The sequence below is a fragment of the Roseateles agri genome (assembly GCF_034043675.1).
In the GTDB taxonomy this organism is placed as follows: domain Bacteria; phylum Pseudomonadota; class Gammaproteobacteria; order Burkholderiales; family Burkholderiaceae_C; genus KK5.
In genome coordinates this window covers 599,812-616,916 of sequence record NZ_JAXCLA010000001.1, presented here as the reverse complement: position 1 = coordinate 616,916, position 17,105 = coordinate 599,812, and the positions used below count along the sequence as shown (strand labels likewise).

The 17,105-nt window shown below is 60.4% G+C and carries 18 protein-coding genes; 9 read left to right on the top strand and 9 right to left on the bottom strand.

From position 1 onward, the window contains the following. The first annotated feature begins 74 nt into the window (after positions 1-74). Positions 75-500: a hypothetical protein gene (locus SNE35_RS02725; protein ID WP_320421280.1), complete on the top strand. Its 426-nt coding sequence runs from the start codon at positions 75-77 to the stop codon at positions 498-500. Between the two features lie 48 nt (positions 501-548). Here SNE35_RS02725 and SNE35_RS02720 read toward each other — a convergent pair whose 3' ends face one another. Further along, positions 549-926, bottom strand: a complete 378-nt coding sequence (locus tag SNE35_RS02720; RefSeq protein WP_320421278.1) for a helix-turn-helix domain-containing protein — start codon at positions 924-926, stop codon at positions 549-551. 199 nt (positions 927-1,125) lie between these two features. On the opposite strand from SNE35_RS02720, the gene SNE35_RS02715 reads away from it, so the two are divergent. The 5 genes from SNE35_RS02715 to SNE35_RS02695 all read left to right on the top strand — a co-directional run bounded on the left by SNE35_RS02715 (position 1,126) and on the right by SNE35_RS02695 (position 4,514). Next, entirely contained in the window at positions 1,126-1,737 is a 612-nt protein-coding gene (locus SNE35_RS02715) for a hypothetical protein (protein WP_320421277.1), read from the top strand. A 30-nt stretch (positions 1,738-1,767) separates the two neighbouring features. Beyond that, positions 1,768-2,259 (top strand): RNA polymerase sigma factor, encoded by a 492-nt coding sequence (locus SNE35_RS02710; RefSeq protein WP_320421276.1) that lies wholly within the window; start codon positions 1,768-1,770, stop codon positions 2,257-2,259. A 410-nt stretch (positions 2,260-2,669) separates the two neighbouring features. Next, the gene (locus SNE35_RS02705; protein WP_320421275.1) at positions 2,670-3,107 is read left to right on the top strand and encodes a hypothetical protein; all 438 of its coding nucleotides are present in this window, start codon (positions 2,670-2,672) and stop codon (positions 3,105-3,107) included. Then, a complete protein-coding gene (locus SNE35_RS02700; RefSeq protein ID WP_320421274.1) occupies positions 3,104-4,096 on the top strand; it encodes a relaxase/mobilization nuclease domain-containing protein in 993 nt (330 codons plus the stop codon). Before SNE35_RS02705 ends, SNE35_RS02700 begins: the two co-directional genes overlap by 4 nt. Before the next feature lie 196 nt (positions 4,097-4,292). Next, the gene (locus SNE35_RS02695) at positions 4,293-4,514 is read left to right on the top strand and encodes a helix-turn-helix transcriptional regulator (protein ID WP_320421273.1); all 222 of its coding nucleotides are present in this window, start codon (positions 4,293-4,295) and stop codon (positions 4,512-4,514) included. Between the two features lie 64 nt (positions 4,515-4,578). On the opposite strand, the gene SNE35_RS02690 is transcribed toward SNE35_RS02695, so the two are convergent. Further along, entirely contained in the window at positions 4,579-4,935 is a 357-nt protein-coding gene (locus SNE35_RS02690) for an H-NS histone family protein (RefSeq protein ID WP_320421272.1), read from the bottom strand. A 326-nt stretch (positions 4,936-5,261) separates the two neighbouring features. Between SNE35_RS02690 and SNE35_RS02685 the strand changes: the two genes are divergently transcribed. From SNE35_RS02685 to SNE35_RS02675, 3 genes are read left to right on the top strand one after another with little or no spacing between them, the layout of a single operon-like run. Then, on the top strand, positions 5,262-5,999 hold the full coding sequence (locus SNE35_RS02685; protein ID WP_320421271.1) for a DUF5343 domain-containing protein: 738 nt from the start codon (positions 5,262-5,264) through the stop codon (positions 5,997-5,999). Further along, positions 5,983-6,468, top strand: a complete 486-nt coding sequence (locus SNE35_RS02680) for a TIGR02391 family protein (RefSeq protein WP_320421270.1) — start codon at positions 5,983-5,985, stop codon at positions 6,466-6,468. The genes SNE35_RS02685 and SNE35_RS02680 overlap by 17 nt, the downstream gene beginning before the upstream one ends. Next, complete coding sequence (locus SNE35_RS02675) at positions 6,468-7,220, top strand: ATP synthase subunit B family protein (RefSeq protein WP_320421269.1); 753 nt, start codon at positions 6,468-6,470, stop codon at positions 7,218-7,220. The genes SNE35_RS02680 and SNE35_RS02675 overlap by 1 nt, the downstream gene beginning before the upstream one ends. Before the next feature lie 801 nt (positions 7,221-8,021). Here SNE35_RS02675 and SNE35_RS02670 read toward each other — a convergent pair. From SNE35_RS02670 to SNE35_RS02640, 7 genes are all read right to left on the bottom strand, one after another. Beyond that, positions 8,022-8,465 carry a hypothetical protein gene (locus tag SNE35_RS02670; RefSeq protein ID WP_320421268.1) on the bottom strand — a complete coding sequence of 148 codons (444 nt, stop codon included), beginning with the start codon at positions 8,463-8,465 and terminating at the stop codon, positions 8,022-8,024. A 23-nt stretch (positions 8,466-8,488) separates the two neighbouring features. Then, positions 8,489-9,256 (bottom strand): StbB family protein, encoded by a 768-nt coding sequence (stbB, locus tag SNE35_RS02665; RefSeq protein WP_320421267.1) that lies wholly within the window; start codon positions 9,254-9,256, stop codon positions 8,489-8,491. Then, entirely contained in the window at positions 9,253-9,636 is a 384-nt protein-coding gene (locus SNE35_RS02660; RefSeq protein ID WP_320421265.1) for a hypothetical protein, read from the bottom strand. The genes stbB and SNE35_RS02660 overlap by 4 nt, the downstream gene beginning before the upstream one ends. Positions 9,637-10,383: 747 nt before the next feature. Further along, positions 10,384-11,046, bottom strand: coding sequence for a DUF2290 domain-containing protein (locus tag SNE35_RS02655; RefSeq protein WP_320421264.1), 663 nt, complete (start codon positions 11,044-11,046; stop codon positions 10,384-10,386). Then, entirely contained in the window at positions 11,046-13,172 is a 2,127-nt protein-coding gene (locus tag SNE35_RS02650; RefSeq protein WP_320421263.1) for a DEAD/DEAH box helicase, read from the bottom strand. Before SNE35_RS02650 ends, SNE35_RS02655 begins: the two co-directional genes overlap by 1 nt. An 85-nt stretch (positions 13,173-13,257) precedes the next feature. After that, positions 13,258-13,965, bottom strand: coding sequence for a M48 family metallopeptidase (locus SNE35_RS02645; RefSeq protein WP_320421604.1), 708 nt, complete (start codon positions 13,963-13,965; stop codon positions 13,258-13,260). A 12-nt stretch (positions 13,966-13,977) separates the two neighbouring features. Next, entirely contained in the window at positions 13,978-17,085 is a 3,108-nt protein-coding gene (locus SNE35_RS02640) for a type I restriction endonuclease subunit R (RefSeq protein ID WP_320421261.1), read from the bottom strand. Positions 17,086-17,105 lie beyond the last annotated feature (20 nt).

Below are 17,105 nucleotides of genomic sequence, written 5' to 3'. Positions count from 1 at the left end.
TTCGAGGCCATGAGAGAGCGAATCTTCGGGAGATGGCTGTGAGCCACGGTCGAAATGTCGCAGTCCTGTTGACCATGTTTTTGATGGTCAACGCAATGGCCTTAGAACAGACCAGCAAGGTCTACCGATGCGAGCGCGCCGGCCGGGTCGAGTACACGGATGCGCCATGCCTCAATGCAAAGGAGATCGACGTCACGCCGACCAAAGGCGCGGAGACGTATTCCGGCGCAAATCTGAAAAGCCCCGCGGCGATGCGCGAGAAATCCCGCGATCAACTCGTTGAGGCCGTGCGACCGCTTACTGGGCTTGATCAGAAGGGCTTCGAGGTATTCGAACGGCGAAGACGCTTGACTGCGACAGCGCAGCAGGACTGCAAGGTCTTGGATCGCGATCTTCCCAAGCTCGAACTTACCCAACGCGAGACCAAGGGCAAAGAGGGCGATGCTGCGGCCGAGGCTGTTTATCAGGCGCGACTGCGCTTCAAAATTCTCGGGTGCTAGGGAGAAAACGGAAATCGTTCTGACCGCGCGACTGAGGGTTCATTGGTGTCATCGGCCTGCGAGGTGGTCGCAGCAAGCCTTGAGCATCTGCAATGCAAACGCAGCGTCTTTTTTCTTGAGCCCAGAGAGCCAAGTCTCCACCATCAACGCATCGGATGATGGGGCCGGCGGCGTTTGCCCCAGTAGCTCCGCGCAGGTTGATCCGAGCGTTTCCGCCAATCGCTCAAGCGTCTGCAAGGACGGGACGTGTTTTCCTCGTTCAAATCTCGACAGGGTTTCGGTGTCAACGCCGAGGCGCTCAGCTACACCAGCTTGAGTAAGGCCAAGAGCTTTTCGACGTGCCGAAAGGTTTCGTCCCAACCGGGCGGGCAAATCGCTCGAGCTTTCGGGATCTGCCGAGCGAGGCGGCCGGCTTTTGTCAACCATGGTTGTTGTATTCGTAGTCAACAAATATGGTTGCCTTCGATGCGGCTTAGCGCCAGAATCTAATTCGTTGACTTGCTTGTCAACAAATTACGTTGATTTGGCTCGCCGACGTTGTGAAGCTGCGTCGTCACGCGACCAATGCGGAGAAGCGGCAGACGGTTGCGTCCAAGTACCGATCGGTTCTTCGGAAGAGTTCGCCATGTCCAAGGAGATGCGAATGCACAGCGCTGAAAACCAACGAACCTGCAGCTGGCTAGGAAAGGCTTTGTGCAGGAGGTATGCCCTTGTTCACTTCGCCGAGTTCAATGTCTTAGGCATGGAGAACGGCATGGCCAGCCACCAAAGATGGAGTTGGGCATTCGCCTTGTTCGCCGCTGACGAGTTCGACATCCTGGGCGCATGGCCCGTGGGCATCGCTAGAGTTCAGCCAATCATTGAGGACCTGTGGAGTCGGGGCATCCTGAGCATCCGCGTGGTTTCGATCGCCAAGGCGTTGGACTACGCCGCTCCGCGTTCCGTCGAGTCGTGGGCGTCCGCGCTGCGAGGCGCAGAGCCGCGAGTGCTTGAAGTCATCGGGCCGCAGACCGTATTGGGAGCGGCCGTCGAAGGCGTCCCTTCCGCGGCGATCCGATCGACGCTGGGCAAGGCAGGGAAGATCCACGACAGCCTTGTTCGCGGCGTTCGCTCAAGAGCGCCGTTCGCGAGCCCGGTGGCCGCGTCCGAGTTCATCGCCGGCTGGCTCCAAAGGGCTGATCGGCGCCTGTACGAAGTGCGGCGCCCTGCCAGGCCCGCGCTCGTGGTTGCTGCCTAGTTCGCGGCTGCCTCATTCGCTTCGATTGCCATGTCGACGACCATCGTCAAGAACTGGCACGCGATCTATTCGCGCGTGCGTTCAGCACTGATGCGGCGGGGGCGTACCCATCACGAGGCCGAGGACCTGATGCAGGAGGCGTGGATCAAGATGGCAAGCTACGAGCGCGAGCATGCAGTCGAGAGACCGGAAGCTTTACTCATGCGCATCGCACTGAACCTGTCGGCCGATGCATACCGAATGAGCGTCAGTCACGGCGAGGAGGTCGCGGTCGAAGATGTCGTGCTGATCGACGTCGCGCCGCCGATCGATGATGTGGTGCTCGCAAAGGAGCGAATGGCACGTCTCAGCGTCTGCCTGCGCCGCCTGAGCCCGAAGACCCGCGACATCTTCCTGTCCTACCGGATGGGAGACCTGACCTACCAGGAGATCGCCACGCGCCACGGCCTGAGCGTTTCCACGATCGAGAAGCACGTTTCTCGAGCTATGGTGCAACTCGCGGGCTGGATGGAAGACTGGTAAGTCTGCGCCCGGCGGCCGAGAGCTGTGCGGAAGCGAGTCGTGGCGCCGTTGCTCAGGCCGCGCAAAGAAATGTGAATCTTCCTGAGGCGATCGAGACGGCATAGGACGTGGTTGGACGTCTTGCGACGACCCGGGACGAGACAGCGCCATGGAGTCGGCTTTAGCGCTGGCTTTCGCCTGCGGAGTCGACGGAGCACCATCGCGCCATGCGCCTGGCCGCCAACAGCTCTCCGACCCTGCAAATGCCCCTCCAGGGCATTCCAGCGGGTCCAGGCGCGCCCGCCCCAACGGGCGAAGGGGCAGGGCAGGGTGGCGCACGCGAGCGCGTCTCGATCGATCTGCGAGGGCTCGGGCCACGGCTGAAGGTGTATGCAGCTGCCCGCGGGAGAACGCCTGCCGCGGCAGTCCGCTTGGCGCTTGTACAAGCGCTGGACGCCGAGTCGGCCGGCGACCGACTGGATGTGAGTGTTGCGCCAGTCTCCGCTGGAACGATCAAGGTCACGCTGCGCGTTTCTGCGGACCACGCGGTGCGCCTGGCACGGCGCGCCCGAGTTGCTGAGATGTCGCAGGGCGCCTACGTCAGCGCGCTGCTGGACGGTGATTGCCCGGTGCCCTTGCCCGAGAGCCACGATGCCGCCGTCCAGGCGCTGAGGGGATCGACGGATCACCTCGCGGTGCTGGGCGCAGACCTGAACGCCTTTGTGCGCTTGTTCGGACATCTTCCGAATGCCGAGCTTCAGCCCTATCGCGCAAGCGTGGTGTCCGTCGCAGAGGACGTGCGGAAGCATCTTGCCCTGGCCTCGGCGCTGATCGCGGAGGTCCGAGCCGCAAGACGGGGCCGGCGATGACCGGGCCCGCCATCGATGGAGTCCTGGTCACCTGGGGTGAGCGGCTGTTCTATCCGGGCAACCGCGTCGTCAGATCGCCGCCAACGCCGCGGCTTGGCACGATGCTGCGACGCAAGGCCTCCGTCATCCGGCAGCGCATCGAAGCAACGGTTCGACGGGCACCGCAGGTGATGGTCAAGGTGACGGGTGGCGGTAGGGGCATGGGGGCCATTGCGGCGCACTTCCGCTACATCAGCAAGAACGGCCGTCTGGAGATCGAGGACGACCGCGGCGTGGTGCGCACCGGCAAGGAAGCCCTGCATGACCTGGTCGACCAGTGGCGCTATGGCGGATCGTTCATCGACGAAGTCAGCGACCGGCGGGAGGCTTTCAACATCATGCTGTCGATGCCGGCAGGGACGAACCCGGATCTTCTGAAGAAGGCCGTGCGCGAGTTCGCCAAGGCCGAGCTGGACGGACACCGTTATGTCATGGTCCTGCATGGGCACCAGGCCAATCCCCACGTCCACCTCAGCGTCCGCGCCGAGTCCTCGACCGGGAAGCGATTGAACCCTCGCAAGGCCGATTTGCATCGATGGCGCGAGACGTTTGCAGAGAAGCTACGGGGATGGGGCATCGATGCCGAGGCAACGCGGCAGCCGACGCGAGGTGTAACGCGCAACTATGAGGCGCTGTGGCGCCAGCGCGCGAGGGAGGAAGGGCGCCTGTGGTATTCACCGCCGGCGAGCAAGACCGGATCGAAGCAGGCCAGCAGCCGTTCGATGGCGGCTGAGAGTTGGGCACACATCCTCAACGCCTTGGCCACATCGGAATCGGCGGGGGACCGCAAGCTCGCCAAGGACGTGGCGCAATTCGCCAAGGACTTGCCGGTCGCGCGGAAGATCCTGGGGCAGGGGCACCGCGCGCACCCGCTTGACCGGGAACCGCAGCAGCGGCAGTTGCCCCATGAGCGAAAGGCCGGCAGGGCCGGTCCGGACATTGACAGGTGAGCGCAGACCATTTGCTTGACCTCGCTCGACGTCGGCGGCTGCCTATGCTTACTGTCTTTTAACTCATACAAACTGCCGAGAACTGCGCCGGGGAGCCTCCCTCGGTGGGCATGCAAGATTTTCCTCAGTATTCATCGCGCTGGCGATTCGCAGGGCGACTAGAGTTGTAGGCATCCACTCGCTGCAGGGAGCCGTTATGCAAGCACAAGCCCAGGGTGAGACGTTGACCGACTCCGCCATTGAGGCCCTGTTGCGTATGCCGACGGTCCGCCGGCTGACGGGGCTTGGCCGATCGACGATCTACAAGATGATCGCCGAAGACAAGTTTCCGAAGCCCGTCCGAATAGGCGAGCGAGCCGTCGCGTGGCGGGAGTCGGAACTGAATCATTGGAGCCAGGCACGCCCCAGGTCTTCTTGATCGGAGGAACGCCACGTTGGAGCTTTATTAGCTCGGCAGGTCGCTTCCTCGCGGTCCGTTTGACTTAGGATTCGACGCGAAATTCTTCGCGCTGCCGGCCCTGAGACACATACTGGCTCAGCCACCTGGCGGGCTGGCCGCGGCCGCTCCAGGTGTTCTCTGGGTTGGCGGGATCGCGATAGAGAACACGCGCAGTTGACGTCGACGGCGTGGCAGTTCCGCGCCGCTTGGCTTCGGTGTACGGCAGCAAGGCCTTGATGCCTTCTTCAATGCCGAATCCCGCGGCGATCAGCTTCTTCGCATAGCCGTCGGCGAGGACCTTAAGTTCCTCTTCCCGCTTCCCCACGATCTCCTGCTCGAGCTTAGTCTTCAGTGCGACCAGTTCTGCGTAGGACAGTTTCCCGACATCAACGTCTGCCATGTTTTTCAAAGGTTAGCCCGCCACACGGCGGCGTGTGATGGTAGCCCCAATGCAGAGCGCCTAGCGATGAGAGCCGGGGACGCATTGGGCTTGCCGGAGGGAGGTGTCGGCCAGGAGCTGCCGCATAACGCGCCGGGCGCGACGACCGGTCTAGGCAGATTGCGGTCGGTCGGCTTTCGCGGCGCAAGTGCACCGGGCTCCGAAACCTGACGTTCGCTACTCCTCAGTCGTCCGTGTCGAGACGACACATACCTTGGGCACTGGCCCCAAGTCGGTTACAAAATCAGGCCGCTTAGCGACAATCAGATCACAAAGGAGGAGCGAGCGTGGCAGACAAGCATCCGTATATGTCCGGTTCAGGCGGCGTGACGCAACTGATCACCCAGCTGCGGCGATCTTTCCCAGCGGCGGTCACCGCTGATACATTGAGAAAGCTCGGCATCGCGCCGAACAACGAGACGTACATCCTTAACATCCTCAAGTTTGTCGGTGTCCTTGATGCTGAAAACAAGAAGGCTCCCGCCGCTGTGCCGGTGTTCAACAAGCACGACAACGCCGAGTTCCAGGACGGCTTCGCGAAGCTCGTGCAGGGCGCGTACAAGGAGTTGTTCGATTTGCACGGTGACAGCGCGTGGGCGCTGTCCCTCGACAAGCTGATCTCGTTCTTCCGCAACCATGACGGTACAAGCGATGTGGTCGGTAAGCGTCAAGCGACGACGTTCCAGACCCTCGCCCGCATCGGTGGAAAGCTGGCAGAAGGTGCCACTCCCATACCGCGCGCGGCATCGAACGGCATAGCCCGTGCAGCAAAGAAGGCCGCTACGGTTCCGACGAAGCGCGCGTCTTCACCGACGGTCGCGCCCGTTCCGGCTCCTGCGCTGGCCGCGGCCAATCCGCCCGCGCCTGCACTGACTCCTGCCGCGCATGGCCAGGGCTCGTCGGCTGGCGGCATGGGGCTCACCGTGCGCATCGAGATCAATCTTCCAGCTGGAGGTGATCAGGCGACGTACGACGCGATCTTCAAGAGCATCCGCGAGAACCTACTCAATGGCAATAGCGCTTGAGCTGTTCGAGCAGGTCGTCAGGCGCACGCCCGCGCCGGAGATAGCTGATGAAGTCATCGGCGGTGGGGCCTCGGCTCACCCGTTTGAGCTTCGCAACGTCCACTCCGGCTTCCCGCCCAAGGTGCGCAAGTTGTTCGATAACGGGCATGGTGCCGAGGCAACGTTCCTCGCCTTCAAATACGTCGAGAAGGTAGTGCAAAAGCACGCGAACGTGGCGGAGATCGGCGAGAAGCTGATGATGACCGTTTTCAATCCGGACGGCCCCGTACTAAAGCTGAACGGGCTAGCGAGCCTCAGCGAGAAGGACGAGCAACGCGGGTACAGGTTTGTCTTCGCTGGTGCCGTCGTGGCCATCCGCAACCCGGGCGGCCACGAGGTCGAGTTAAGCGACGACCCGGACGTGTGTCTGGATCACCTCACGTTCGCCTCGCTGCTTCTCCGTCGCCTCGAACGCTCAGGCTACAAGTGATGAATTGGTTGCTCGCCATCCTTTCCTGGGTCGTTGCGGCCTACTTCGGCGTCGGCTTCATCAGCAAGGCGGGATACCCGCCGAAGGCGGAACTCCTCGGCGGCGATGCGCTCTTCGTCGGGCTGACGCTGTTCTTCCTGTTCATGCCGTTCTTCAACAAGGTCAAGGTCGGCTCCTGGCTAGAGTTGGAACAAAAGGTCAAGGAGGCCAAGGAAGAGGCGTTTGCTGCAAAGGAAGAACTGCGCGAGTTCAAGGCCGAGGTGCGCAACACGGTGTCGGTGATCAGCTCGAACATCGTCAGCCCGCAGTTCAACGTGTACATGACCGATTTGATGCGGCAGCAAGGCGAGAGGGTCGATGCTGAACTAAATCAGCAGGGCCGTGAGAAGGCGGAAGAGGTCACCAAGGAACTGCAGGCCGACGACGACGTGAACTTCGCCTTGGCAAAGGTTCGCATCGACATTGAACGGTTGCTGCGAACGATCCTTGGCCGCAGCTTCACGGTCGCCACATCGGCAAAGCCGCGGTTCCTGTCGATTAATAACATGTTCGAGCAACTTGTACAGCAGCAACCGAGCCTCGCGTTCCTGCAGGAACCGATGAGGTCAGTTCTCTCTGTCTGCAATGCCGCAGTTCATGCGCAGATCATCCCACCTGCGCAAGCAGCCGAAGCCTTGAAGCTGGGCGCTCAGATCATCGCCACGCTTAGGCAACAGCCGGGGGCGGCTGACAACCTGGCCGCTCCTGAATGAGCTAGCTCAACGGGTGCCAGCGGCCCTGGGCGGTGCTCGCCGTCCTCTGGGCGCTGGGGTCGTGCTAAAGGCTGCGGCTAACCCTCCAAGCAGGGCCGGAGACCGCGAGTTCTGGCTAAACTCGGCGCTGCTGGAAGTCGCCGGTGATAAAGGTGAAGCCATCGGACATGGCCTAGCCTTCGAACTGCCGGTACAGGGCGGGCAGCTGACGTTGGGCTCGCCAGCGTGACCGACCCCTTACGCTGCAAAGCGGCCGGCCGGCCGCGCGAGTCCAAGGACCGTAACGGGTCGCCACCTGCCGGTCATCAGCCAACGTCGTCCGGCCGCTTCCAGCCTGGACCGCTCGATGGCGACGATCAGTTTTGGCAGCGCCTAGTCCTGCAAACGAGGAACTCCGTCTTGAGGGCGGGACTACAAGGCTCTTCGTCGTCATCACGAAAAACTCCCGCCAAGGGGAGAAGAAGGCGAGGGCCGAAGCCAGGCTCAGTAATCCATGGAGCACTTCAAGGTGGCGTCGCCTACACCGCCCATCCGCACGAGCTTGCGCCGACGTACAGAGTGTTGCCACGCGATTCGACGGTCGATCCCCACACGTGGTGACAGTACGCGGCCCTTCCCGTGCCCGCGGACCGCGGGCTTCTCACCTTCACGCGACGCGTGAACGGCCCGCTGGTCGAACTGCCCGGCTGCAGAACTTCGCTTCGCGCGTTGCCGGGCAGATCGCCCCCTCGGTCACCCGCCGGAGCCGGCCCGCGGATGTCCAAGCCCCGGGTCATCGCAGCGACTCGAACGCCCGCCAGGCTACGGGCGCCACAGGCCGCTCAACAGGAACCAGGTCAGCGTCCCCGCGAGGATCGCCGAAGCCGCATGGGTCAGCCAACTGTTCCAGGGATTCGACGTCTCCTTGACGACCTCATACAGACGCTGCAGCGGCTGTGTCAGGCGGTGGATTGCAGGGCCGACGTTGCGTGTGAAGAGCGCCTGCGCTGCCTCATCCATGGCCCGGAGGTGCAGGTCGATCGACTGGCGGGTTGCCTTGTCTGCCTGTTGCGCGATGTGCTTCACGACATGAGCCGTCGCGGCGTCGGTCAGCCTCGTGATGCGTGCGTCGATGGCGGCCGACTGCGCCTGCAGTGCGGCACTGGCCTGCGACAGTGCTTCGCAGCTCGCTGCAAGGCTGGCCTTCACCTCGTCGACCCGGTCGAGCAGCTTTCCGACGTCGCCCAAGGCCTCCAGGATGAGCATCTCGCGTGCTCCACCGGGCGCGCTCATGCCGCCGCCTTCCGTGCGGCTGCGCGGTGTGTGGGTGCAGCGGCAAGCGCTGCCGGTGGTGCGCCAAGGCGAAGCGCCTCGAAGCAGGCATCCAATTCCTCGCCGACGTGCTGGGCCAGGCGCAGCGTCGCGAGCCGCTGCCCCAGGGCCAGCTTGTCCTGCGTGTTCGTGGCCGCCGCGATCAAGGCCTTGTAGTCGGTCTCGTCCGCGGCCAGCTCGGCGATGGAGGGCGAAGGGTCCATCCGGCGCAGCCGGCCGTAGATGTCGTTGGCACCCAGGCAGCAGGACGGATCTGCGGTGCAGATCGCCTGGTCCTTGAGGAAAGCGGTGATGAGGAAGAAGCTCTCATCCACGGACGTCCCGAACTCGGCCATGTTGAAGACCAGCTTGATCCGCGCGGGCGGGACGCCGAGCTGCGAAAGGTCGACCAGGGTCGCGATGGTGTCCTGCTGCTGCTTGATGGCCGGGGTCGTCGGAACGACGAAGTAGTCGTAGTCGGCGTGGCTTCCCCGGTACACCCGCATCAGGTGGATCAAGTCGTCGACATTGCTGGCGCCGATGTCGACCACGGCGCTCTCGATCGTGTGCAGGTAGTCCTGCAGCGCACCGAACTGCCTGCCCCGCATGGCCGTCGATTCGCCCTCGCTGGCGTTGACGCTCTCGACGGAAATCGACTCGGCGCCAGGGATGCGCGGCAGCAGCAAGTGGCGGGCGATGGTGGTCTTGCCGACATTGCCCGAGAAGTTGATCACGGCGATCTTCATGATTTCTCCTTTGCACGGATGAAGGGGTTGGTGCTCTGGCTGCGCCTGAAGGCTTCCGCGACGTCCTTGCCGGTTCGTGCGGCAGGGGGCGCAGCGGCGGAAGTGCCCGGGGAAGTGGACGGCGGCGCCGGTGTCTCCGGCGAGGACGTCAGATCCGAAACTGGAGCGGGTAGGGGCGCGACGGGCGGAGTGCTGCTGCAGGCCGGATTCACCGTCACCGGTCGGGTGCTATCCGAAGCGCGAAGCTCTTCGCGCCAGACTGTGCTGAGGCTCACATGCACGCCAGCGGCGGCCAGCGCCTCGCGGATAGCTTCCAGCGTGTAGCCCTCGGCGCGCAGCTGCGCGATCTCTTGCGTGTAGGCCCGAGCCTTGCGGGACATGCGGCCGGGCGGTTGCAAGGGGAGGAGGCGCATCGTTGTCACCGCTCGGCGAAGGTCGATGGACTGCAACCGGCTCCGGCGTCAAGCGCAGCAGAGCGTCGTGGGAAGCGGAGGGGGTCGGGCATCGCAGTGCCTTTTGACAGGAGCTTGTCGAGTCTTTCGCGGGCGGATCGCAGTCTGTTCGCGCGGGTTTTACGGCGATTTTTCAGATTCTTCCGGCGGGCTTTAGATGGGCTTTCATTGAGCCGATCGTCAACCCAAAACGGGCGGCGTGGCGCGATGACTTTTGACTAAAAATCGTCGCGAGCCGGGGGCTCAAGCGAGATCAATAGCGAAGACATGTTGAGTGCAGGATAGGCTGAACGCCAGCAAATGGATGTTGTTTGGCGACTAAAACTTCTGCCCTCTTCTCTGCCAGCAGATCAGGACATAGTGCCGCCGAGCAAATGTATTGGTTTTCTGTCGACTGATGGCTTGGTGCGGCAGCTACGCAGCGTCAAACGTCAATCCCAGCGAGTGGCCGCCTTTTTCCCTTTGTCTCTGTCCTTCAATGACTTCTTCCTTCAAGGCACCGATTAGGCGCAACGCTACTGATCTGGCCCTTGATTCCCCGGACTCTGTCCATCTCTTGTCCTCGACACAGGCGTAGGACTGTGCAAATGACTAGGGTCAAAGTCACTAAGAGGTGGCCCTCGCGATGCCGGATAAATATGGGCCGACCTGTATCTGAAACTTCTCAGGTACTATTTAGCGGGCATGGACGAAATGGGATATACGCCGTTCAGCCGATGTAATGCACTCAACTCGTTCGAGCGCCGGCGCACTTTTGTCGAATGTATTTTTATGCTTCGTATATGCGCGACTATAGAAGTTTCTTACGATAAACGTTCCGAAACTATTTGGTCCAACTGGTCCTGTAACCGGAATTCGACAGTTTTCATACTGCCCTAGTGTCAAGTGGGACGCTGGATGGAACACGTCTTTGTGGTCCGCCGGTGCGTAGTCGAATCGAATCGGAAATCTGACAAGTCGCTTGGCGACGATGTCGCCATACAGCTCGTCTTGCTCATATAGGCCCGGTGCTTCATCAATTGTTGGTAAGGCCGGACTAGGGAAATAACCGAGTCGATGCTGAAGGAGCTTTCCCGCTTCATTAAATCGATATTGAAGAAGGAGTAGGCCACCGTCGATTAGCTTTACGTCGTACGCGTCATTCGCTTCAAGCTCGTTGTACGCAACGTCATAAGGTATGTCTCGCAACGCTATGGCTGTACTTGCTCGACGACCAATCCATGTTTCACCTTTTTGTTGGATCCGAACGGAGGGCTGGAATTGCTTGACAGAAATGCTTGACGACAATAGCCGGTCGATCAAGTCCACGATTTGCTTTCGAACCGCTTCCGGGCTCATCAGAGCCTTCCCGATCTTTTAAGATTTTCGAGTTCCAAGATCAACTGATCTGGGTCGACCTCGCCGCGCTCGACTGCCTGCAGTAATTGATCACGCTGAAGCCTGGTTGCCTTCCTGCGACGCCGGCCACGACCCTGCAATTCTTTGTTAATTATCCTAAGTTGAGCCTTTTCGGCGGCTGTCGGGTATTTGAAGTGCAATTTGTAGTCGTTGGCGCGAAGCTTGTTCCATTCTTGGATCAAGACATCCATGTTGGGCCCTATGCCAAGTATACGCACCCATGCCTTAGAGCGGGTGATAGCGGTAAATAGACGATTCCTTCCAAGGGCTGTTGCAGTTTTATCCCACCCCGATGCGCAATCTTGCGCATTCATGATGTAAATCATGCCCGCCTCGTTACCTTTTGCGCGAAATATTCCGGTAAATGTTACGCAACCAGCCTTGGTGAAAATATCAGCAGACGTACTGACGCCTGCTAATTCGCTGTTAATGCCAGCTGCAAAGAGTTTTTGTCTGGCTGGCCCTACCTCTCGCTGCGTAGTGAGCGGGTTTGGATTGATCACCACGATGTCTTCTGGCCGAAGATCCTGCTCTCGTATATCAGCTTGAATCGCCTGCACAAGCCAATCCGTCTGCTCAGTGTTTCCATCGAACTTCTTGAACTGAATTAGATCGTCGATGGGCGAATGGTTTTCCAAGAATTCGGGGGATGTATCCGGCGTGCGGGCCAGCGTGACTTGCATCCCTTCGGCCAAGACGCCGTCTTCTACGACATAACCCACGTCCGTCCAGAGCGCGTCTTGGTCGAATATCTGTACCAGTCCGCGTTCTCTATAGATTCCGAATCCTAAGGCATGGGCCGTGGCAAGCAACGGGCGCGAGTTTCGATAGCACTTCTCAAGAATGATGTCCTGCCTGGGGCCGCCATCATCCTGATTTAGCCTGACAATTGGTGTTCCGTCCGCAGCGTTGCCAAATAGCTCTTCTGGGGGCAAGACAGATGCGCCCGTCAATGACTGGAGTTCATCGTAGGCGTATACAAGCCTTCCGGGGTCAGAAAGCGACTTGTAACATAGTCTCAGGAATTCGATAGGGAGATCCTGAGCTTCGTCAATTAGCATAAGGTCGTAGAGCGGAACAGGATTGCTAACGGAAGCTATTGCCTCTGCACAAGCACCTGAAAATTCCTTCTGTTCTCCGAATTTTCTTTTGGCTGTCGAGAAATCAAGAAAATCGATACCATTTGCTCGGCAAAATTTGTGATAGACGCCGTCGCGCTCCTTGTCGCCGGGGCCGCCCCACGCATTAATAATATCGATCTGCTCCCAATCGGGCTCTGTGCCTGTCTGTTCGATTGTGAAGTTGTTTATTAGTCGACGGAACTGTTCCTTCAATGATCGAGTGTTGAACGTAACCGCGATGCGCCAATCGGGGTTTTGGGCGTGGAGGTAGGCGACCTTGAGCGCCAAGACAATAGTTTTTCCAGAGCCGGCAAGTCCACGAATTCGTTGAACGCCATCGACGGTTTCAATAACGGCTTGAGATTGATGTTGGTCAAGATTCGCGATCGATTCCTCGATTCGCTTGAGCTTGGCGCCGCGTGAATCAGCCTTTGTAGGTTCCCGCTTCTGTCTACCGGCTCGAATGGAGGTGACGACCTGAATTGCCGCAACTAAATTCTTGTACACGTCTCCGGAAGCTTCCCATCGAAAATTCCTGATTACCGATAGCGGATTATCGCCGTTGGCAAGAAAATATGGCGGCTGCGTATTAGGTAGAATTTGTTTCGCTGGGGCATACGTGACAACGTTTATGTCGAACTTCAAGGCTCGACCACTCTTTAGTCCAGCGTGGGGCTTTAATCGAACTTCGAGCATGGAGGCGATGTCATCCTGACGCGCTTCAAAGTCGCCGAGCTCCGTCCCTTCAACTAAATCGAAGGCGACCAGACCATATTGCGGCGACACCAAAATGGCATCCATTTTCATTGGACCGGTGGGCGAACCGATAATTGGGTAGCCGATGTAGAGGTAGCCATGTGCGTCATCGTGCGCGCTCAACGCCTCTGCCAACATCCTGGACGCGACTGGCTTCTCTCGTGCAGAACCCCAGATAACCTCAATCACTTTGAACTCCTCGTTTTAGCCAATCTTCGCAGGTTATGTGGTGACGGGCGCGAATGCGATGTCCGGTCGAGCCATGCAAGTACGACTAGAAGCCCCACTCTTCATGCCTAATCGGCAAGCTGTTTAGTTGCTTCCTCAAGTGCTGCCAATGTGGCAAGTACAAGTCCATCAGCGCCGAGAACCGCGCGTTGTGGGTCGGCTCAAGGAGGTGCGCCAGCTCATGCACTACGATGTACTCTAGGCACTCCGGCGGCTTCTTGGCCAGATCAGTGTTGAGCCGGATGTAACCTGACTCGGGCGTACAACTGCCCCACTTTGTCTTCATGCGCTGCACAAAGACGCGCCGCGCTTTTACCCCCAGCAGGGGCTGCCACTTGTCGAGCAGCGCCGGCACCGCATCACGAATTTGCTGTCGATACCAGGCATCCAGCACCTCTTCGCAACGGCCCTGATTGGAAGCAAGGCGCACCTGGAGGTAAAGCTTTCTGGGACTAACGCTGACCGCGGGTGCGGCGTCCGCATGCGTGATCTCCAGCAGGTAGCGCTTGCCCCACAGGTAGTGGCTTTCCTTGCTCAGGAACTCACGAGGCGTTTCGCGCTCCTGCGCCTGCAGCTTGCGCTGCTGTGACCTGATCCAACCCAGCTTCGACACAACGAACAAGCGAATCGTTTCCAGCGGCATAGTCTCGGGTGCTGCCACGCGCACGTTGCCCGCCGGCGGTAGCACACTCAGGTGCACGTGCTTAATCGCCTTGCGGGTGACCTCCGCGTGCAACTCGCCCAAATCGAGCATGTCCCGCACGGGTCAATACTCCTTCTGTGCGAAGACGATAGGGAACAGGCGATTCACTTCCTTGATGTCCTGCAGCACATCGAACATCGCCTGCTTGACCATCTGCTCCTTCGCCACCACTCCACGCCAACCGTCCGGCCTCTTAGCCTTGATGGCAGCGTCCAGCTTCAGCGCCTTGTCCAGCGCCAGTGTCTTGCCAGCATAGGGTGCCTCGGGCTCCTGCGCCGTGTCGGCTGACACGTGGTCCTTCAGGTTGTTGTAGAGGGCCAGTTGGCTAGCCGTCTTCAGCTGAACTGGCGTGTCGTCGGCCTTCCCGGCGCTCACCTTCTTCGCAACGTCGGCGATGCGCGCCAGGTAGTCCTCGTACTCGATGGCTTTCTCTTTGCGCAGGCGAATGATTTCGTCCAGCAGCGACGACATCTTGGCGAAGTAGGCCGGGTCGGTCAGCTGCTCCTTCAGGATCTTGCTGCGGACGTTGTTTTCGATCGTCTCGGCGATGGACTCCTTGTTGCCTTTCATGTCGGCCAGGCGCTCGGCAATCGCGTCCGCGATGCCCGTCTTGACGATCAAGTCAAGCAAGCCAATGCCGTCGAACGGCGAAATCTTCCGCGGGGCCTGGGCCTCGATGTAGGTATCGATGAGGTGGCGCATGTCCGCCTCGTAGGGCTTCAGGTCCAGCGTCTCGTCGGCCGCCTTGCGGATGATCTCGCGTAGGTTCAGGTAGTGCTTCTGCAGTGACTTGAGATTGTCGATCTGTGCGGGTGTGTAGCCCGTCGCCTCCAGCTCGTCAGCCAGGTTGGCATAGGCGCGCACCAACGCCACCACAGCCTTGTAGAGCGCCACGCGGTGTGGCTCGCGTGCCTTCAAATCATCGGCAATCTCGGTGTTGCCGCAGAAATAGTGGATGTGCTCCAGGTCGCTCTTGGGCGGTTCCACCGGCTCGCACAGCAGGGCCAAGGCCTCCACGGCATCGTCCAGACGCTCGCGACCAACCACCAGCCGGTCCTTGAGCAGAATCTCCGGATCACCGCCGCCAGCGCTTTGGTCCAGCTCGGCGGTATAGACGGCAATCACCTTCTCCACCTTCTTGAACAGGTCCTTGTAGTCGACGATGTGGCCGAAGTCCTTGTCGTCGCCGTCCAGCCGGTTGGTTCGGCAGATGGCCTGAAACAGACCGTGGTCCTGCATCGACTTGTCGATGTACAGGTAAGTGCAAGGCGGGGCGTCAAAGCCCGTCAACAGCTTGTCGACCACGATCAGCAGTTTCATCTGGGCGGGCGCCTTGATGAAACGGTCCTTCACCTGCTGCTCGTAGGTTTCAGTCTTGGTCTTGCCGGGCCCGGCCGCCACGTCCTTCAGCAGCTCGGTGTAGGTGCCGAAGATGAACTGCTTGTCGGTGTCGGTATTGGCGCCGGTCTCCTCCTTGCTAATGTCGGAGGCCTGCGGGTTGTACGAAGTGACTACCGCACAGCGACCCTTGAACACCGTCTTGCCGAACAGCACGAAGTACTTGCAAGCCTCGTAGATGCTGGACGCCACCAGGATGGCGTTTCCGCGCTCGTTCGACAGCCGCGGCTTCACGGCAAAGTCGAACACGATGTCGGCCACCACCCGGTCCATGCGGGCGCGTGAGCTGAGCACGTTCTGCATCGTGCCCCACTGCTTCTTCAGCTCGTCCTTCTGCCAGTCGTTCAAGCCCTTGGTCTTGGCTTCGAACCACTGGTCGATCTGGTCTGTGTTGCCTAGCTTCTGGTCGATGTCTCGGGCCTCGTAGACTAGGTCCAGCACCACCTTGTCTTCTACGGCCTCGGCGAACTTGTAGGTGTGGATGTAGCCACCGAACACCTCCAGGCTGGTCTGCGCATCACTCTTGAGCAGCGGTGTGCCGGTGAACCCGATGAACGCTGCGTTGGGCATCATGGCCTTCATCAGCCGGTGCAGCTTGCCGCCCTGAGTGCGGTGGCATTCGTCCACGAAGACGTAGATCTCGCCCTGCGTCTGGCTGGGCTGCGCGGCTAGGTCACGCAGGAAGGCCTCGAAGTCGTCCACATCCCGACGGCCGAACTTGTGCACCAGCGAGCACAGCAGTCGCGGATTGGGCTGCGCCAGTTGGGCCATCAAGTCGCGACCGCTCTGGCTGCGGTGGATGATCTCACCTGCATCCTTGAACACGCGCTCGATCTGCCGATCCAGCTCGTCCCGGTCGGTGACGATGGCCACGCGTGCCGCGGGCTTGTTTTCCAGGATCCACCGGGCCAGCAGCACCATCAGGATACTCTTGCCGGCGCCCTGGGTGTGCCAGATGACGCCGCCGCGCCGCTGCTGCACATGTGTCTGCGCCGCCTTGATGCCGAAGTACTGGTGTACTCGCGGCAGCTTCTTTACGCCGCCGTCGAACAGCACAAAGTCGTGCATCAGCTCCAGCAGGCGCTGCTTGCCGCATAGCTTGGCTAGGTACTTGTCAAGCTTGTAGCCCGCGTTGTTGGCCTCGTCTTCCTTCCAGGTGAGGAAGTACTTTTCCTGCGTCTCAATGGCTCCGTAGCGCAGGCCTTCGGAGTCGTTGCCGGCCAGCACCAGCTGCACAGTGCTAAAGAACCAGTCGTTGAACTCCGGCTGCTGGTTCGACAGGCACTGGCGAATTCCTTCACCCAGGCCCACGCGACTGTTCTTCAGCTCCAGCACGCCCACGGCGATGCCGTTGAGGTACAGCACGATGTCGGGCCGCCGTTCGTATCCGCCCTTGAGCGTCACTTCCTCTGCGATGGCGAAGTCGTTGCTGGCAGGCTGATCCCAATTCACCAGATGAACCGTCTCGCTCAACTCGCCAGCCGCCACCTTCACCGACACGCCGTAGCGCAGCAGCTGGTACACCGCTTGGTTGGCGGCATAGAGCGTGCGCCCGTGCAGCAGGGCCTCGGCACGCAGCCTGTGCAAGGCCGCGGTGATATGCGCCGGGCCGTAGCCCTGGCCAGCCAAGTGGGCCGTCAGCAGCCCTTCGTCGATGCAGTGGTTGCCCTTACGCTCCGACCAGTCGCCCAAGTAGCGGTAGCCCAGCTTCTCGGTGAAAAGCTCGATCACCCGGTCTTGGGTGGCACGTTCGGGCTTGTTGACGTTGTTCATCCGGTGTCCTCCCTGGGCAG

What these genes read in the sequence shown, in the direction of transcription:
- SNE35_RS02725 (WP_320421280.1), top strand. Translation starts at nt 75, where the DNA reads ATGTTTTTGATGGTCAACGCAATGGCCTTAGAACAGACCAGCAAGGTC.
- SNE35_RS02720 (WP_320421278.1), bottom strand. Translation starts at nt 926, where the DNA reads ATGGTTGACAAAAGCCGGCCGCCTCGCTCGGCAGATCCCGAAAGCTCG.
- SNE35_RS02715 (WP_320421277.1), top strand. Translation starts at nt 1,126, where the DNA reads ATGTCCAAGGAGATGCGAATGCACAGCGCTGAAAACCAACGAACCTGC.
- SNE35_RS02710 (WP_320421276.1), top strand. Translation starts at nt 1,768, where the DNA reads ATGTCGACGACCATCGTCAAGAACTGGCACGCGATCTATTCGCGCGTG.
- SNE35_RS02700 (WP_320421274.1), top strand. Translation starts at nt 3,104, where the DNA reads ATGACCGGGCCCGCCATCGATGGAGTCCTGGTCACCTGGGGTGAGCGG.
- SNE35_RS02695 (WP_320421273.1), top strand. Translation starts at nt 4,293, where the DNA reads ATGCAAGCACAAGCCCAGGGTGAGACGTTGACCGACTCCGCCATTGAG.
- SNE35_RS02690 (WP_320421272.1), bottom strand. Translation starts at nt 4,935, where the DNA reads ATGGCAGACGTTGATGTCGGGAAACTGTCCTACGCAGAACTGGTCGCA.
- SNE35_RS02680 (WP_320421270.1), top strand. Translation starts at nt 5,983, where the DNA reads ATGGCAATAGCGCTTGAGCTGTTCGAGCAGGTCGTCAGGCGCACGCCC.
- SNE35_RS02675 (WP_320421269.1), top strand. Translation starts at nt 6,468, where the DNA reads ATGAATTGGTTGCTCGCCATCCTTTCCTGGGTCGTTGCGGCCTACTTC.
- SNE35_RS02670 (WP_320421268.1), bottom strand. Translation starts at nt 8,465, where the DNA reads ATGCTCATCCTGGAGGCCTTGGGCGACGTCGGAAAGCTGCTCGACCGG.
- stbB (WP_320421267.1), bottom strand. Translation starts at nt 9,256, where the DNA reads ATGAAGATCGCCGTGATCAACTTCTCGGGCAATGTCGGCAAGACCACC.
- SNE35_RS02660 (WP_320421265.1), bottom strand. Translation starts at nt 9,636, where the DNA reads ATGTCCCGCAAGGCTCGGGCCTACACGCAAGAGATCGCGCAGCTGCGC.
- SNE35_RS02655 (WP_320421264.1), bottom strand. Translation starts at nt 11,046, where the DNA reads ATGAGCCCGGAAGCGGTTCGAAAGCAAATCGTGGACTTGATCGACCGG.
- SNE35_RS02645 (WP_320421604.1), bottom strand. Translation starts at nt 13,965, where the DNA reads ATGCTCGATTTGGGCGAGTTGCACGCGGAGGTCACCCGCAAGGCGATT.
- SNE35_RS02640 (WP_320421261.1), bottom strand. Translation starts at nt 17,085, where the DNA reads ATGAACAACGTCAACAAGCCCGAACGTGCCACCCAAGACCGGGTGATC.